The following is a 15,059-nucleotide window of genomic DNA, read 5'->3' as shown; positions in this document are numbered from 1 at the left end:
GAATTAAACGCTTACTTTGCTTGATTTCGATGCTGTTTGGCTGAATCGAGCAAAGTTCCCCAGCGTTTTTGTAGCTGTTTTGCGGTGCATTTGAGAATCTGCACAATTTCCTGATCGCTGACTCCCGATCGCTTTAATTCCAGCAGGTGATGTTGTTCCTCAGAGAGTGTATCCGTGAAGGCTTCCCACTGATTCGGAGACAATCCTAGGTTTTGATCGAGGTCGGCTCCTAACCATTCATGCACCAATTTCCAATTTCCAGAGGTGATGAACTTATCCACATGGTATTTGAACCGCTGTTGTAGATAGTCCCGTTTGCGCGGCGTTAAACCTAAGATTTCGTCAATCTCTGGGACTGAGAGATCTTGAAGCTTCAGTGTGAGATAGTCTACACAGTCTTTTTGATCTTGAGATTCGAGGTAGTGAATCAGTTCGACCACAACGCGATCGCGCAAGACCGATTCTGAGGGATCAGCTTTTTCTGATACCATCTGTTCGCGAATCATCTGCATGATTCCAGAACGTCCATAAGCTTCAGTTTCATCGCTTTTTGCCGTTTCCATTGCTGTTTCGATGTCCACAGCAATTTCTTGAGGTTGGCGACTGGCAAACCGTTGAGCACGTAGAATAATTAACTGCTGATTGTGCTGAGTGGGTAAAGTAATTCGCCGTTTTGCATATTGTTCAGTGAATGCCATGTATTCCGCGAGTTCTAATCGGGTACGCGGCTGATAGTTATCGGCAAGCTCATTTTCGCGGCGGAAAGCTCTGAGTGATTCAGTGTAGAACCCTTGTAGAAAGTCTTCAATCAGTGTGTAGCGGGCTTGAAACGTTAATTGCAAATGAGCAGGCGCGATCGGGCGATAGACCATCGTGCTGAGATTGCTATGTAATTCGACTCGACCCCGTTGAGATCCAAGCTGATAGAAATGCACACATTTCTGCAAGCGATATCGTGCGAGTGTGAGCCGCCATGAACTAATTTGACCTGAAGATTGAATCCGATCGCTTTTCGCACAAATGCGATCGACTTCGGTGGCGATTCGGAGTGCGACACAAGCGATCGTATTTCCGGAAGTCTTTAATTCGATCGCCAGTTCGGAAGCCAGTTGATTTGCCAGTTCTTCAGTACGATTCACTTGGGAATCTGTGGTATCTGGTGCCGTGAGCAGAGCGGAATCTGGCTGGGGTACTTTGGTAGACTTTGCTTTCATGGGGTTCGGTCTTGGTAGATACATCAGTCGCTACACGCTGCATCGACGAGGCTTCGGGAAATTTTCGCGAAGCGTGTGTCAGTTTCTCGGTTGGCTGAGCGCTAAAGAAAACAGCATTGAAGCTTTTGTCCCGTTTGAGTGCAGCAAAGTTCCAAATGTTCGTGATTCAAGGCAGTTGGGATCGCTCAAGGTTGTGATCGAGTGTACCCTGATGAGAGTGCCAGTTACCATGCTGGCTCGGTTTGCGGCGGTCGAATCACTCGTTAAATTTGCGGCTCAGAGAGTTCAAACGATCGAACTGTCGCTAAACTTGAAAATCGTAGGATCAGAGATAGACCATGCTTCATCAATTTTCGCTAGACACGGATAATGGACATCGATCGTTCGAGCTTCCGGGCGCACGTCCTCACTACAATCCCGATCGTCCGGGTCAAGTCGAGCATATTTTCCTAGATCTGATCCTCGATATCCCGAATCAAAGTTATCAAGGGACTTGCACGATTCGATTGAATCCGATTCGTAACGGAATCGATCGCTTAACGCTCGATGCGGTGAATCTGAATATTGAATCCGTTAAAATCGATGACATATCTCAGCAGTTTGATTACGACGGTGAACAGCTACAGATTCAACTAAAGCAACCGACTCGGATTGGTGAAAAGATTGAACTAGCGATCGCGTATCACGTCGAGAAGCCCCAGCGCGGACTCTACTTTATTGCACCAACTCAGGACTATCCAAATAAGCCGACTCAAGTTTGGACACAGGGCGAGGATGAAGATTCGCGCTTCTGGTTTCCCTGCTTTGACTATCCGGGACAGTTAACGACTTCAGAAATTCGCGTTGCGGTTCCTAAGCAGATGATTGCCGTTTCAAATGGTGAATTGATTGCGACTGAAGATCGAGGCGATGCTCGAATTTTTCATTGGTATCAGCGAGAAATTCATCCGGCATATTTGATGACGTTAGCGATCGGAGATTTTGCTGAACTGCGCGACGAATGGCAGGGTAAACCTGTCACTTACTACGTCGAGAAAGGGCGCGAAGAGCAAGCGCGTCTGAGTATGGGTAAAACGCCGCAGATGATTGAGTTTTTCAGTCAGAAATACGGCTATCCCTATGCGTTTCCGAAATATGCTCAAGTTTGCGTCGATGATTTCATTTTCGGCGGTATGGAAAATACTTCAACGACCTTGCTCACCGATCGCTGTTTGCTCGACGGGCGAGCCGCGATCGACAATCGCAGTACTGAAAGTTTAGTCGCTCACGAACTGGCTCATCAATGGTTCGGTGATTTGATCGTGATCAAACATTGGTCACACGCTTGGGTCAAAGAAGGAATGGCTTCTTATGCTGAGGTGATGTGGTTCGAGGAGGAATACGGACGCGAAGAAGCGCTGTATTACTTACTCGGTCAAGCGCGACAGTATTTAGATGAAGATGCGTCTCGGTATCGTCGATCGCTGGTAACTCATGTGTATCGAGAAGCGATCGAGCTTTACGACAGACACATTTATGAGAAAGGCTCTTGTGTTTATCACATGATTCGCGCTGAGTTGGGCGACGAATTGTTTTATAGCGCGATCGCGACTTTTCTCAATGACAATGCTCATCGAACTGTGGAAACGATTGACTTGTTAAGAGCAATTGAAAAATCCACCGGACGCAATCTTACATTCTTGTTTGATCAATATGTTTATCGCGGTGGACATCCTGATTTCAAAGTAAATTATGCTTGGGATTCTGATAGTAACTTGGCAAAAGTGACGGTATCACAATCGCAATCAGAGTTATTTGATCTGAGAATTCCGATCGGAATTAATTTCGTGAATGCGGGCAAAGTCGATCAAAAAACGTTCACCGTTCGCATTCACGAGAAAGAACAAAGCTTCTATTTTCCATTAGAAAAGAAACCGGATTTTATTAGCTTTGATGTCGATAACTATCACCTGAAAACAGTTGAGCTAGAGTATCCAATGCCCGAACTCAAAGCGCAATTGCAATACGATTCTGATCCGGTATCACGACTATATGCGGCACAAGCGATCGCGAAAAAAGGCGGACTCGAAGCGGTGAGAGTGCTGTCTGAAGCATTGAAACGCGATCATTTCTGGGGTGTCCGGGCTGAGATTGCAGAAAGCTTGGCGACGATCAAACTCGATCAAGCCGTTGAAGCGGTGATCGCAGGATTGAATGATCCAGAAGCACGCGTGAGACGCACGATCGCGGGATGTCTGGCTCAAATTGCAACTCCAGAAAGTTACGCGGCATTAGGCTCGATCGTGGAAAAAGGCGATGCGAGTTACTACGTCGAAGCGACTGCACTCCGAAGCTTTGGAAAAGTTGCGGCATCGGGTCTGAGCGAATCTTCGGAAGAGGAAACACTGAAACTGATTGAGAGAGTTTTGAAAGAGCGTCAGGGCTGGAATGAAGTCGTGAGAGCAGGTGCGATCGGGGCTTTAAGTCAACTCAAAACTTCGGAGGCGGCACTCAATCTGATTTTGGAATATACGCAGCCTGGAGTGCCCCAACCGCTTCGACTTTCAGCAATTCGCGCTTTGGGTCCGATTTCAACTGGACAAGACAAGATCAACGTAGAGCGAATTTTGGAACGGCTGAAAACCTTGTCACGCGAAACGTTCTTTTTAACTCAAGTCGCGGTGGCGGTTTCGCTTGGACAAATGGAAACGACAAAAGCGATCGGGATTCTGCAATCGCTTGCCGATCAAACTCCTGATGGTCGAGTTCGCCGCATCGCTGAAGAATCTGTCCAAAAAGTTCAGAAAAATGCAGGTTCAGACAAAGCTGTGAAACAACTGCGCGAAGAACTCGATCAACTCAAGAAGGAAAATCAAGACCTGAAGAGCCGACTTGAGAATCTAGAGGCGAAAACGAAAGGGTAATGAATTGCGGGAGAGCGATCGAATTTGCTCTCCTCATTTTTATCGAGATACTTTCAGTTGAATCTGTGCAATTCGAGAAAATAACTGGTCAGGACTCGTATTCGCTTCCGGTTTCACCTCGAATAAGTTGTCTGTATTGGCAAGCAATTGATCGACAGTTGCTTGAATATTTCCACGGACTTCAGGGTCTTTCAATTCAGGATTCGTTAGGAACGAAGGACTATCATCTCGCACATCAGTTTTGAAGACGCGCCCCTCCTTATCCATCACCACAAACACTTTCAAATCCAATACTTGAACCGGAAGTTGAGAAGGAAACGTAAGCGTGATCGGAGGAATCGCCTCGTTTTTCACAGTAATGGAGAGTGCACCATCCTTCTGCCGTTCATTCGGATCTCGCTCCAACGTTTGAGCGATTTTGCCTTGAAAGGTTGACTCTTCAGAAAGCGATGTGCCTGAATTTCCACCGCTTGAAGATGATCCACCGGGTTGCGTTGTTCCAGAATTCGGGCTATCAGAAGGTTGTGTCGTTGAACCTCCAGATGATCCACCATTGGGCTGTGATGAGCCAGAATTCGGACTGTCAGAAGGTTGTGTCGTTGAACCTCCAGATGATCCACCATTGGGCTGTGATGAGCCAGAAGAACCAGGTGACGAGGTTCCTGAATTTGTACCCCCTGTAGGCGGGGCTGAAGGAGTTGTCGGACGAGGCGCAGGAGAACGAGTTGGTTTTGGTTGCTCAGTTGGAAGCTGTCCAGTTTGTGAATTGCTTGGAGTCGTGGGTGTGGGACTTGGAGAAGGCGTGATGCGAGGTTGCAGCGATCGCTCTGGTGCAGCCTGACGCGGAAGATTCGCGATCGTATTCGGAGCCTGCGTTGGTTCTGTAACCGAATCTTGGGGCGGTGCTGCTTTGGGTAATTCCGTTTGCGTGTTAGAAGGCGCGATCGGCTTTGCCCCTTTCAAAGGTGGCACAGTCGGATCAATTTCAACAAAATCGAGCGGCGCTTGACCTGTTCCCGATGGAGCGCTTGCTGCTTGTGAAAAATACCAGCGACCGACCAAAAGCAGCACAAGATGCAAAGCGAGCGATCCGGCAATCAGTGATAGCCAAAACGTCGGAGAATCTTGAGTTTTCGATCGCTTTGTTGAAACAGAAAACGCCATGCTGAAATCTCACCCAGAAAAGCAACAGGAACGACTCTATCCTATACCTCTGGTCTGCGATCGCACTTGTTTTGTTCCACAGCAATCAATGCCGCAACGGAACTCGATCGAGATACGGACTCACCGAGAAAGTCAGCACCGTTTCATCGACTCCCTTCAGCTTGAGCGGGCTTTCCTTAGTGATGTTGTCTTCATCAACATAATCCGCGACTGCTGCCGAAATGAGAATCGCACCCGGAGCCGCTGCTTCTTGTAATCGGGCTGCAATGTTCACACTTGGACCAATTGCCGTGTAGTCCGATCGCTCTTGTCCACCAAACATTCCGACGACTGCGGTTCCTTGATGAATCCCACAACGGAATGAAACGCGATCGATTCCTTGCGCTTCCCAGTGAGCATTCAGTTGATCGAGCGTCTGATACATATGACGAGCCGTTGCGATCGCACGTCTGACTTGCTCATTTGGGGTGAGTTCCTCTGGCGCACCAAACAGTGCCAAAATTGCATCGCCCATGAATTTATCGACAGTGCCACCGTTATCGAACACACAGCGAGTCATCGCATTAAGATATTCATTTAGAAGTTCGGCAACTCGACGCGATCGCAAAGTATTAGAAAGCTGAGTGAATCCGACAATATCGCTAAACAGTACTGTAATCATTCGAGGTTCAGGACGCAGATCAAGTGTCAAATCACCTTGAGCCGCGCGTTTTACCATTGAAGGCGGTAGGAATCGCCGTAGAACCGATTCAGTGAGATAAGTATTGATTCGAGAAACCCGCTGTTCGTTTTCTTTGAGTGCAAGAAGGTTGCGAACTTCAGCCAGTAGTTCTCGATCGTTAAACGGTTTTGCTAAGTAAGCGTCTGCACCCCGTTCGACTCCCTCAAGGCGGGTGTCTTCATCGGCTTTTGCTGTGAGTAAAACGATCGGTGTTCCTTTCAGATCGTCTTGAGCGCGAATCATGCGGATCATGTCTAAGCCCGACACGATCGGCATCATCAAATCGGTCACGATCAATGATGGATGATGCGCTTTCGCTTGCTCAAATCCTTCTGCACCGTTTCGAGCCGTCCAGACGAGATAGCCTTGTTGTCTGAGAACACCGGAAACGTACGATCGCAAATCGGGATTGTCATCGACGACGAGAATTCTCGGTTGGTGCTCATTAATCGATAGTTCGACCATCGGAGCAGGTTCGGAATCGCGATCGTCTTGGAGTTCGACTTCTAAATCTGCAAGTTCAACCGCTGCACGATGGGTCTGAACTTCGGTCTGAACATTGATCACCTGATCGGCGGGTAAATGATTTGCACCGAATTTTAGGTCGATCGTGAACGTCGTTCCTTGTCCGTAAACCGATTCGACGTTGATCTGTCCGTTGTGCATTTCCACCAGTTCTTTCACCAGTGCGAGTCCTAGACCTGTTCCTTCAAAGCTTCGGTTTTCTGAGCCTTCAGCTTGACGGAATCGCTCAAACAAATGCGGCAATTGATCCGCACGAATGCCAATTCCAGTATCTCGAACTTTTAGACAGCACCGATCGTCGATCGCTTCGAGTGCAACACTGATCGTTTTACCCGCAGGCGTAAACTTCATCGCATTCGAGAGCAAGTTATAGAGAACCTTGTCAAACTTTTCTAAATCAAGGTAAACATCTGGGCAGGGTTCCAACTGAGTGACTAGCATGAGTCCTTTCTTCTCGCAGTACGGGCGGAAGGTTTCGACAATTTGACTGACGAATTCTGCTAAATTGCAGGGCTGGAATTTTGGCTGCATTCTTCCAGCATCTAAGCGCTGAAGATCGAGCAGTTGATTGACCAATCGGAGCAAACGGCGGGAATTGCGAAGCGCGATCGTGGATTGTTCGGGTGAAAGTCCTTGACCTGAAGAAACGGCTCCTTCTAGCGGTCCCACCATTAAAGTTAACGGGGTGCGGAACTCGTGAGAAATGTTTTGGAAAAACTCGGTTTTTTGACGATCGAGTTGTAGCAGCTTTTCGGCTTGCTGGCGAGTCGTTTGATAGAGACGCGATTGTTGAACCGCGATCGCGGCTTGAGATGCGACTGACTGTGCTAATTGAATCTCTGAAGCTTGCCAGTTTCGCACTTGATGATTCTGTCTTAGTGAAATGCTACCGATAATCTTGCCGTCTGCCATCAACGGAACGACAAGGAGTGCGCGGGCGGGAGTGCGAAACTCGGAGACATTGAATTCTGTGTGCTGCGATAAATCGTTTAGAATAATCGGCTGTTGAGTCGCGACCAATTGTTTCAGAACTGGATTTCCTTCGATCGGCACACTCGATTGTGGGAGAAACGCTTCAGCAGGTTTTTGATCACCCCAACTCGAATCGTGCAAACCCACACATTGAACAAATTCATCATCTTCTGTCCAGAGGGAAAGCGCACAGCCATCCACCTGTAAGCCTTGTCCGAGTTGCTGAGTGATTGCCGCGAAAATTTCTTGGGGATCAAGGCTCGATCGAATTGCAGTTGTAATTGTATTGATCAAGGCTTCTCGTTTTGCCAGAGCGCGAACCTGCTCATAGTTGTGTGCTTGCGAAAGTGCAAGTGCAGCTTGATCCGCGACGGTGTGAATTAGATCGATTTCTTCGGGTTGCCAAGCGCGATTTCTTCCAGATTCGTGCAGGGCGAGAATGGCGATGAGTTCCTGCTGGCAAATCAGCGGCACGATTAAGGTTGATCGGATATCTGCCGCTGTGTATGCTGCTTGTCGATCAATCAATTGCTGAATGCGATCGCACTGTTCGACATCGGGAATGGCTTCGAGTTGGTACGTTTCCCAAATCGTCCGAGCCAAATCCGGCTGAGGCATTGCCGCATTCCAATAAGTGAAGGTTTGATCTTGGATTTCTCCATCGCGGAAAGGGCAAACGATCGCGCCACTAACCTCGAAATTTTTCCCGATCGTTTCGACGATCGTTTGTAGGATTTCGTCGTAACTCAGAGCGCTGCGAATTGTACTCGTGATCGCATTTAGAAGCGATTCGCGTTGTAGGGTGCGACGAAGTTCCTCGGTGCGAGTTCTTAAGAGCGTGTGAGTATCGATCGCGCTTTTCACCACATCGCGCAATTCGGTATCACTCCAAGGTTTTGTCACATATTTGAAGACTTTTCCGGCGTTGATCGCTTCGACAAGATCTTCAACATCGGTATAGCCCGTCAAAATAATGCGAATAATATCGGGATATTTGGAGGCAGTCAGGCTGAGAAACTCGGTGCCGCTCATCATGGGCATTCTCTGGTCAGAGATGATCACTGCCACATCGCCTTCTTTGGCGAGGATATCGAGTGCAGAGGGACCATTTTCTGCCCTTAGCACTTTAAATTCTCGATAGAACGTGCGATAGAGGAGGTCGAGATTATCCGGTTCATCATCGACGACCAGCAATTTTTGCTTCTGAGTATCACGAGATTTCATGCGCCAGTTGCCAAGCTATTGTGAAATGCGCCCAGACAAAGACTTACGTTTGGGCTGGAACTCGCTAGTGCAGGGAATGACTAACGAGGTTCGCTTTAGTAAAGTTGCCCTGAATCACTGAATTTCTAACGGCAATGCCCTGAATTCGTGTGATTTAAATCGCCCAAGTGTACGATCGTGATCAGATCGAGAGGTGCGAAAGATCAATCTCACGGCAAAAGATGAAGTCTAGATGAAGAATACCCAGCTTTCCGCTGTCCATAGCGCAAAGCAAAAAAATTATCAGAGTTGCTACACTAGCGGTATGATGTGTCTGATCATCACTGACAAAATCTATGCGTTGTCCTGCTTGTCATAATCTGGAAAACCGAGTGCTAGAGTCGCGGGCTGCTGAGGGCGGTCAAAGTGTGCGGCGACGGCGAGAATGTCTCAAGTGTAATCATCGGTTTACGACCTATGAGCGGGTGGAATTTGCGCCGCTTGTGGTGGTGAAGGAAAATGGCAACCGAGAAGGATTCGATCGAGAAAAACTCGTACGATCACTGACCCGAATTTGCGAACGAACTGCGATCGGGACAGTTCAGGTTGAGACGGTGGTGAGCGCGATCGAGGCAATTCTGCAACAGCGAACGAATCGAGAGGTTTCGAGCAGCGAAATTAGTGAATTGGTACTGCGGGAGTTGCAGCCGTTGAGTGAAGCGGCTTGTATTCGGTATGCTTCAGCGTATTGTGAATTTGAGAATATTACGGAATTTTTGGCGACGTTAGCGCGAGTGAGTTCTGATCCGGCAGATCCCTCAAATTCGATCGAGTTTGCCGTGGCACAATTGCGATCGCTAAACTAGATTACTCTGAGGCTAGACAGTTCTTGCTGATTGGCTTATCATGATTTCGCCTTGAAGCAAAATTAAACGTTCGAGTGCAGAGTTGACTGGTGCGAGTTATGTCTCATTCTGACCTTTTCAGCACAATTGAGACTGCACTAGGACACGTTGTTGTGAATCGATTGATTCTTGAGGAATGTGAGTTACTGATCGGTTCTGAGTATGGCGCGATCTTACAAGAAATTTCAGTAGAGACGAGATCGTTTGAGCCGATGACTCCAAGCCTGTCATTCTCAAATCCAGAAGTTTCAATTCCTGAAGCGTTCTCTGCTTTGAAAGTGCGACGATCGATCGAGGTTCATGGACTGGGATTCGCCAAGATTGAATTGTTACGATCGCTTTCCCAAAAGTCTGAACTTCAAGCGGTTTACCCACACGGAATTTTCTATCTGGATCTGAGTGATCCGCTCGAAGATCTTCTCCAAATCATTTTTGAGCAGTTGTATCGCGTGCCCTCGGATGTAAAGCCGTCGAGAGCAGAGATTCGATCGGGATTAAGCGATCGACAATCATTGATTCTGCTCAGTCATTCAACCCTAACGGCAGCAGAATTAGAGCAGCTTCAGCAAGTTTTACCGGAAAGTCGATTTGCGATCGCGTCTGTTGTCCGACGATTTTTTCAAGCGAATACTGCGATCGAGCTTTCTGATCCAGAGGTCAATTTGGAACCCGTGACTGAACCAGAACAAGCAGTGCTTGAATTATTAGCGACTGTTGGAATCTCACTAACAGCAGAACAAATTACAGCAATTACGAATGTTTCAGAGTTCAATCGCGTTATTCAGGCTGATCAAGGACGATACAAACTTTGGAGACAGTATCGAATCTCAGAAAGCTGGATGGAAAAGGTTCTCGCTTATGTACTGAATTGGGTTCGGAGCCGACCGCAAAACCTGATTCAAGAGCGCGAATTGCTCATGGTTACAGTGCAATGGGCAGCGAATCAACGACGGTTTACAGAAGTAATTGAAATTGTTCGATCGATTGAAGGAGCGTTTGCGATCGCGAAACTTTGGGGAAGTTGGTCGAAACTCTTGCGCTGGAGTTTGTCTGCATCGTGGGCACTTGAAGATGAAGTCACCGAATCGTGGGCGTTACATCAATTAGGGACACTCGCTTTTTGTCAGCAGGAAGTAACGACTGGATACGACACTTTGAGAGATGCTTTAGCACTGAGAACTGAGCGAGAAGAGCAAACCGCAATTGCATTTACCACACACAATATCAATCAAATCAAAGCGCTGATTGTTCCAGCGAATTCTAAATCCTCGAAACATCAGCGCCGCTTTTATTGGATTGTTGGGGTAGTTTTGGCGATCGTCGTCACCCTCTCGATCGGCATCATTTATGCTCAACAGCGGAGTGACGATCGGGAAAATCGTTCTCGTCGATCGCAGATCAAATTAATGCTCACCCGGTTTTCCTAGTTCCAGTGCTTTTTTCACCAAGTCATCATCGACATTTCCGGTTGCACTCGAACCATGACTCACCTCTTTCGCCATGTCGCGGTACAAGTCTGGGTCGCCAGTCGGTTCTGATGCAAGATGATCAGTCGGAAGCTCAGTTTCTTCAGCCGAATGCGCTTCAAAGTGAGGAGCAGTTGCGGCTTCGGCGGCTTCTTGACCTTTTCCAGCTTTATCAACGTTGCTTTGGCTAAATTCTTGAGCGGCTTCGTAATCGGCAGAAACATCTACTTTCGGAGCGGGTCGATCGCCTGCTGCGATTTCTTCAGCAACCAGTTCAGCGTCATGTGTTTGAGCTTCAGTATTAATTTCAGACATAGTAAATTCTCCTATCTTTCGTGCTGATACCTTACTGGATTTTCGAGTGGGGATCAGCGATCGCAAGATAGATTTGCAAGTCGGTCTAGAGAAGGGCGATTTTCTTCTGTAAAGCCTGATACGTCTTGAATGACGTTTTTAATGGAGAAAGTTCAATGCCTCAGTCTGCAAGTCAGAACGTCGATCCGTCCGATTATTTGGGCGAAGGTCTTACAAGCGCGGTCGAAGATTTTAATCAGTTGTCTGCTGATGATAAGTTGGCACTACTGTACTACGTTTATGAAAAAATGGGCGACTCGATCACGCCTGCGGCTCCTCAAGCGGCAGAACCGGAACTAGCACCGATTTTGTTGGGCAATTTCTATAACTTGTCGCATCAAGACCAGCTTCAAGTGATGCGCGATATTGTAAATCGGGCAGATACTGAGTACTCTCGCGATTATGGTGCTTTGAAAGAAAACAATCAATTATTGGTTTGGTATGCGTGGGCGGTCGGAATGGGTGAAACAGTGGTCGGAATGCCTGCGGAATATCAACAATCGGATGCGATCGGTAATTTCTTGAAACGGATCGAAGCGTTTGAGTTTGAGCAACAAATTTCGCTGTTGCGCGAGTTGGCAAGCGAAATGGGATACACCGAGGTTCAAGCGGTTCCGTCTCAAGCAGAAACGGGTAAGACTGCAAGCTTATAATTCTCGAAAAAAAACCGGGTCAATAGCACCCGGTTTTCCTCTTATTCAGCGATTCCAAACACTTGATCGAAGACCTTTTCCACCTTGTAGCCTGAATCGATCGATTCCATCGGATCTTTCCGCAATCGGTGACGTAAGCACAGGGGAGCAATTCGCCGAATCTCATCCACTGTTACTTCCGTACGACCTTCTAGAGCTGCTAACGCTTTCGCCGCTCGATTCGTCACAATGTCGCCGCGCAAGCCATCGACATCGAGTTCAGAACACATTTGCGAGATTTTGACGCGCAGATCATAGTCGATCGCAATTCCCTTCAATCGCTCTTGAGCCTCTACAATCTGACGCTGCAAATCGTTCTGCTGCGGTTCATATTTCTCTAAGAACGGCACTGGATCTTGATCGAATTCGGTACGCTGTTCCACGATTTGAACCCGCAGGACAGGCTCTTTCACGGTGCGAATTTCAGCGTGCATGCCGAATCGATCGAGCAATTGCGGTCGAAGTTCACCTTCTTCTGGGTTGCCTGATCCAACTAACACGAATCTTGCCGGATGTCGAATCGAAATGCCTTCACGCTCGACTGTATTCCAACCAGAAGCCGCAGAATCAAGCAGGACATCGACTAAGTGATCATCGAGCAGGTTCACTTCATCGACGTAGAGGATGCCGCGATTCGCTTTTGCCAACAGTCCGGGTTCAAACGCTTTCACCCCTTCGGACAAGGCTTTTTCAATATCGATCGTGCCGCACACCCGATCTTCGGTCGCACCCAACGGCAAATCGACCATCATCACCTTTTTCTTCACGACGGGCACATCTGCATTTTGCTCGATCAGTTGGCGGACTGAATCGCCCATCAATTCAGGATCATTCGGATGACTGTTAAACGGATCATCAGCAACGACATCGATTTCTGGCAGCAAATCTGCTAAAGCTCGAATCGTGGTTGATTTTCCAGTTCCGCGATCGCCCATGATCATCACGCCGCCGATTTTGGGGTCGATGATATTGAGCAAAAGCGCCAATTTCATTTCTTCTTGTCCAACGATCGCAGTAAAAGGAAAGACTGCACGTCGCCGAGCGGGTGCGGCGGTCGATCGTCCGTTTTGTGATGTGGGTTGTGTCGTAAAGGTCACGGCTTGTCCTGAAACTGTAAAGCTGTTTTAATTCGCGTTTCTTATTGTGACATGAAGCGGGAGTGGCAGAATGAAGAAGCTGAATTTGGGAGCGATCGATGGCAGGGAAAATTCCAGTCGTGGTCAATGGTGCGACGGGCAAAATGGGGCGCGAAATTATTAAAGCCGTGTCCCAGTCGCCGGATATGAATCTGATCGGAGCGCTTGCGAGAAATCCCGATTATCAGGGACAGGACATTGGCGAAATTATCGGCTGCGGTGCGCTCGAAGTGCCTGTGACAAATGAGTATGAGCCGATGATGGCAATGCTGTCTCAGGAAAAAGAATTGGGTGTAGTGGTGGATGTGACGCACCCGGACGCGGTTTATGGCAATGTTCGTTCTGCGATCGCATACGGGGTTCGTCCAGTCGTGGGCACAACCGGATTAAGTGCAGGACAAATTCGAGATTTAGCCGAGTTTGCGGATAAAGCCAGTACCGGATGTTTGATTGTGCCAAATTTCTCGATCGGGGTTGTGCTGATGCAGCAAGCCGCGATTCAAGCTTCACAATATTTTGATCACGTTGAAATTATTGAACTGCATCACAATCAGAAAGCGGACGCACCGAGTGGGACAGCGGTACAAACGGCGCAGATGTTAGCGGAAATGGGTAAGACGTACAACGACGCGATCGTCTCTGAAACCGAGAAAATTACGGGAGCGAGAGGCGCACTGGCTGAAGAAGGAATTCGGATTCACAGCGTTCGACTGCCGGGACTCGTCGCGCATCAAGAGATTATTTTCGGGGCACAAGGACAAATTTACACGTTGCGGCATGATGCGACCGATCGCACTTGTTATATGCCCGGAGTGTTGCTCTCGATTCGGAAGGTGATTCCGTTAAAATCGCTGGTGTACGGGTTGGAAAAGATTCTCTAAGTTATTTCTTTTCAACTAAGCGATCGAGTTCTTGCCATTGCTTCGCGATCCTTGTAGCTCCTTTTTGGTCTTGAGGATTGCGAGTATACCAATACGCCCAAGCAATCAATATAGGCTGGAATGGTAATCGCAGCCAGTAAAACAATGGACTGTGAGGAATATTAGTAAGGGTAATGTCGCTGTGCAATGCTAAATAGATATTGGCAGGAAATACGGCGATAAATAGCGAAATCAATCCCCGCGCTGCTACAACACTAAGATAAGGAACACATAAGCCAATACCGCCTAAAATTTCAAAGAATCCGCTGACGTATACCGAAGTGTACGCTGGAAAGATAGGCGGAACAATTTTTGCGTATTCTTGGGGAACGAGAAAGTGAGTGGTTCCAACAATAATCAGTGCAGCAGCAAGAAAGCCCCGTAAAAGTTCTTTGTGTTTGAGAGGATTCATAGCGCGATCGAATATCAGCAAGTTCAATATACCGCTTTGGTGCGATCGAGATCTTCCGTCCGAAGGTGTGCGCTAGACTGAAACGAAACATTAAAACCAGTGCAATGATGCAACTTACGCAGTTTTTACACGTCGCGATCGTGGTTTCTGATCTGGAGAAATCCGAGCATTTTTATGGAACAGTATTAGGATTGCAAAAGATCGATCGCATTTTGAAATTTCCTGGTGCTTGGTACGAAGTTGGATCATTTCAGATTCATTTAATCGCTGATTCTGCTCAATCTTCGGACATTCAGAATGAACAAAAATGGGGAAGAAATCGCCATCTCGCTTTTTCTGTCGCCAGTTTGGAGGACGCAAAACAGCAATTAATCACACACAACTGTGAATTTCAACTGAGCGCATCGGGTCGGGCAGCGTTATTTGTGAGAGATCCAGATAGCAATATTATCGAGCTAGGAGAAGCTTAATC

General features: G+C 47.7%; 12 protein-coding genes. 6 read left to right on the top strand and 6 right to left on the bottom strand.

From position 1 onward, the window contains the following. Window positions 1-11: 11 nt before the first annotated feature. Window positions 12-1,214, bottom strand: a complete 1,203-nt coding sequence (locus NIES2104_RS05835; RefSeq protein WP_058996630.1) for a HetZ-related protein — start codon at window positions 1,212-1,214, stop codon at window positions 12-14. Between the two features lie 338 nt (window positions 1,215-1,552). Here NIES2104_RS05835 and NIES2104_RS05825 point away from each other — a divergent pair, with 338 nt between their 5' ends. After that, window positions 1,553-4,117 (top strand): M1 family metallopeptidase, encoded by a 2,565-nt coding sequence (locus NIES2104_RS05825; RefSeq protein ID WP_058996627.1) that lies wholly within the window; start codon window positions 1,553-1,555, stop codon window positions 4,115-4,117. A 39-nt stretch (window positions 4,118-4,156) separates the two neighbouring features. Here the strand turns inward: NIES2104_RS05825 and NIES2104_RS05820 are convergent, their stop codons facing one another. Beyond that, on the bottom strand, window positions 4,157-5,281 hold the full coding sequence (locus tag NIES2104_RS05820) for a hypothetical protein (RefSeq protein WP_058996625.1): 1,125 nt from the start codon (window positions 5,279-5,281) through the stop codon (window positions 4,157-4,159). Window positions 5,282-5,366: 85 nt separating this feature from the next. Then, the gene (locus NIES2104_RS05815) at window positions 5,367-8,723 is read right to left on the bottom strand and encodes a response regulator (protein ID WP_058996623.1); all 3,357 of its coding nucleotides are present in this window, start codon (window positions 8,721-8,723) and stop codon (window positions 5,367-5,369) included. Window positions 8,724-9,058: 335 nt separating this feature from the next. On the opposite strand from NIES2104_RS05815, the gene nrdR reads away from it, so the two are divergent. Beyond that, window positions 9,059-9,568: a transcriptional regulator NrdR gene (nrdR, locus tag NIES2104_RS05810; protein ID WP_058996622.1), complete on the top strand. Its 510-nt coding sequence runs from the start codon at window positions 9,059-9,061 to the stop codon at window positions 9,566-9,568. Window positions 9,569-9,666: 98 nt separating this feature from the next. Beyond that, window positions 9,667-11,034 carry a hypothetical protein gene (locus NIES2104_RS05805; RefSeq protein WP_058996620.1) on the top strand — a complete coding sequence of 456 codons (1,368 nt, stop codon included), beginning with the start codon at window positions 9,667-9,669 and terminating at the stop codon, window positions 11,032-11,034. Here the strand turns inward: NIES2104_RS05805 and NIES2104_RS05800 are convergent. Then, window positions 11,011-11,388: a hypothetical protein gene (locus tag NIES2104_RS05800; protein WP_058996617.1), complete on the bottom strand. Its 378-nt coding sequence runs from the start codon at window positions 11,386-11,388 to the stop codon at window positions 11,011-11,013. The two genes, NIES2104_RS05805 and NIES2104_RS05800, sit on opposite strands and share 24 nt — an antisense overlap. Before the next feature lie 155 nt (window positions 11,389-11,543). Between NIES2104_RS05800 and NIES2104_RS05795 the strand changes: the two genes are divergently transcribed. Further along, the gene (locus NIES2104_RS05795; protein WP_082689936.1) at window positions 11,544-12,080 is read left to right on the top strand and encodes an orange carotenoid protein N-terminal domain-containing protein; all 537 of its coding nucleotides are present in this window, start codon (window positions 11,544-11,546) and stop codon (window positions 12,078-12,080) included. A 41-nt stretch (window positions 12,081-12,121) separates the two neighbouring features. On the opposite strand, the gene bchI is transcribed toward NIES2104_RS05795, so the two are convergent. Beyond that, a complete protein-coding gene (bchI, locus tag NIES2104_RS05790) occupies window positions 12,122-13,216 on the bottom strand; it encodes a magnesium chelatase ATPase subunit I (protein WP_058996614.1) in 1,095 nt (364 codons plus the stop codon). Window positions 13,217-13,314: 98 nt separating this feature from the next. Here bchI and dapB point away from each other — a divergent pair, with 98 nt between their 5' ends. Next, window positions 13,315-14,136: a 4-hydroxy-tetrahydrodipicolinate reductase gene (gene dapB, locus NIES2104_RS05785; protein ID WP_058996612.1), complete on the top strand. Its 822-nt coding sequence runs from the start codon at window positions 13,315-13,317 to the stop codon at window positions 14,134-14,136. A 1-nt stretch (window position 14,137) separates the two neighbouring features. Here the strand turns inward: dapB and NIES2104_RS05780 are convergent, their stop codons facing one another. Further along, complete coding sequence (locus NIES2104_RS05780) at window positions 14,138-14,587, bottom strand: hypothetical protein (protein ID WP_058996611.1); 450 nt, start codon at window positions 14,585-14,587, stop codon at window positions 14,138-14,140. A 104-nt stretch (window positions 14,588-14,691) separates the two neighbouring features. Between NIES2104_RS05780 and NIES2104_RS05775 the strand changes: the two genes are divergently transcribed. Continuing rightward, the gene (locus NIES2104_RS05775; protein ID WP_339375062.1) at window positions 14,692-15,057 is read left to right on the top strand and encodes a VOC family protein; all 366 of its coding nucleotides are present in this window, start codon (window positions 14,692-14,694) and stop codon (window positions 15,055-15,057) included. Window positions 15,058-15,059: the final 2 nt, after the last annotated feature.

Origin of the sequence: Leptolyngbya sp. NIES-2104, assembly GCF_001485215.1 — a bacterium.
Lineage (GTDB): Bacteria > Cyanobacteriota > Cyanobacteriia > Leptolyngbyales > Leptolyngbyaceae > Leptolyngbya.
This window is presented reverse-complemented; position numbering and strand designations above follow the sequence as displayed.

Coding starts and splice junctions, on each gene's coding strand:
- NIES2104_RS05835 (WP_058996630.1), bottom strand. CDS start 1,214: ATGAAAGCAAAGTCTACCAAAGTACCCCAGCCAGATTCCGCTCTGCTC.
- NIES2104_RS05825 (WP_058996627.1), top strand. CDS start 1,553: ATGCTTCATCAATTTTCGCTAGACACGGATAATGGACATCGATCGTTC.
- NIES2104_RS05820 (WP_058996625.1), bottom strand. CDS start 5,281: ATGGCGTTTTCTGTTTCAACAAAGCGATCGAAAACTCAAGATTCTCCG.
- NIES2104_RS05815 (WP_058996623.1), bottom strand. CDS start 8,723: ATGAAATCTCGTGATACTCAGAAGCAAAAATTGCTGGTCGTCGATGAT.
- nrdR (WP_058996622.1), top strand. CDS start 9,059: ATGCGTTGTCCTGCTTGTCATAATCTGGAAAACCGAGTGCTAGAGTCG.
- NIES2104_RS05805 (WP_058996620.1), top strand. CDS start 9,667: ATGTCTCATTCTGACCTTTTCAGCACAATTGAGACTGCACTAGGACAC.
- NIES2104_RS05800 (WP_058996617.1), bottom strand. CDS start 11,388: ATGTCTGAAATTAATACTGAAGCTCAAACACATGACGCTGAACTGGTT.
- NIES2104_RS05795 (WP_082689936.1), top strand. CDS start 11,544: ATGCCTCAGTCTGCAAGTCAGAACGTCGATCCGTCCGATTATTTGGGC.
- dapB (WP_058996612.1), top strand. CDS start 13,315: ATGGCAGGGAAAATTCCAGTCGTGGTCAATGGTGCGACGGGCAAAATG.
- NIES2104_RS05780 (WP_058996611.1), bottom strand. CDS start 14,587: ATGAATCCTCTCAAACACAAAGAACTTTTACGGGGCTTTCTTGCTGCT.
- NIES2104_RS05775 (WP_339375062.1), top strand. CDS start 14,692: ATGATGCAACTTACGCAGTTTTTACACGTCGCGATCGTGGTTTCTGAT.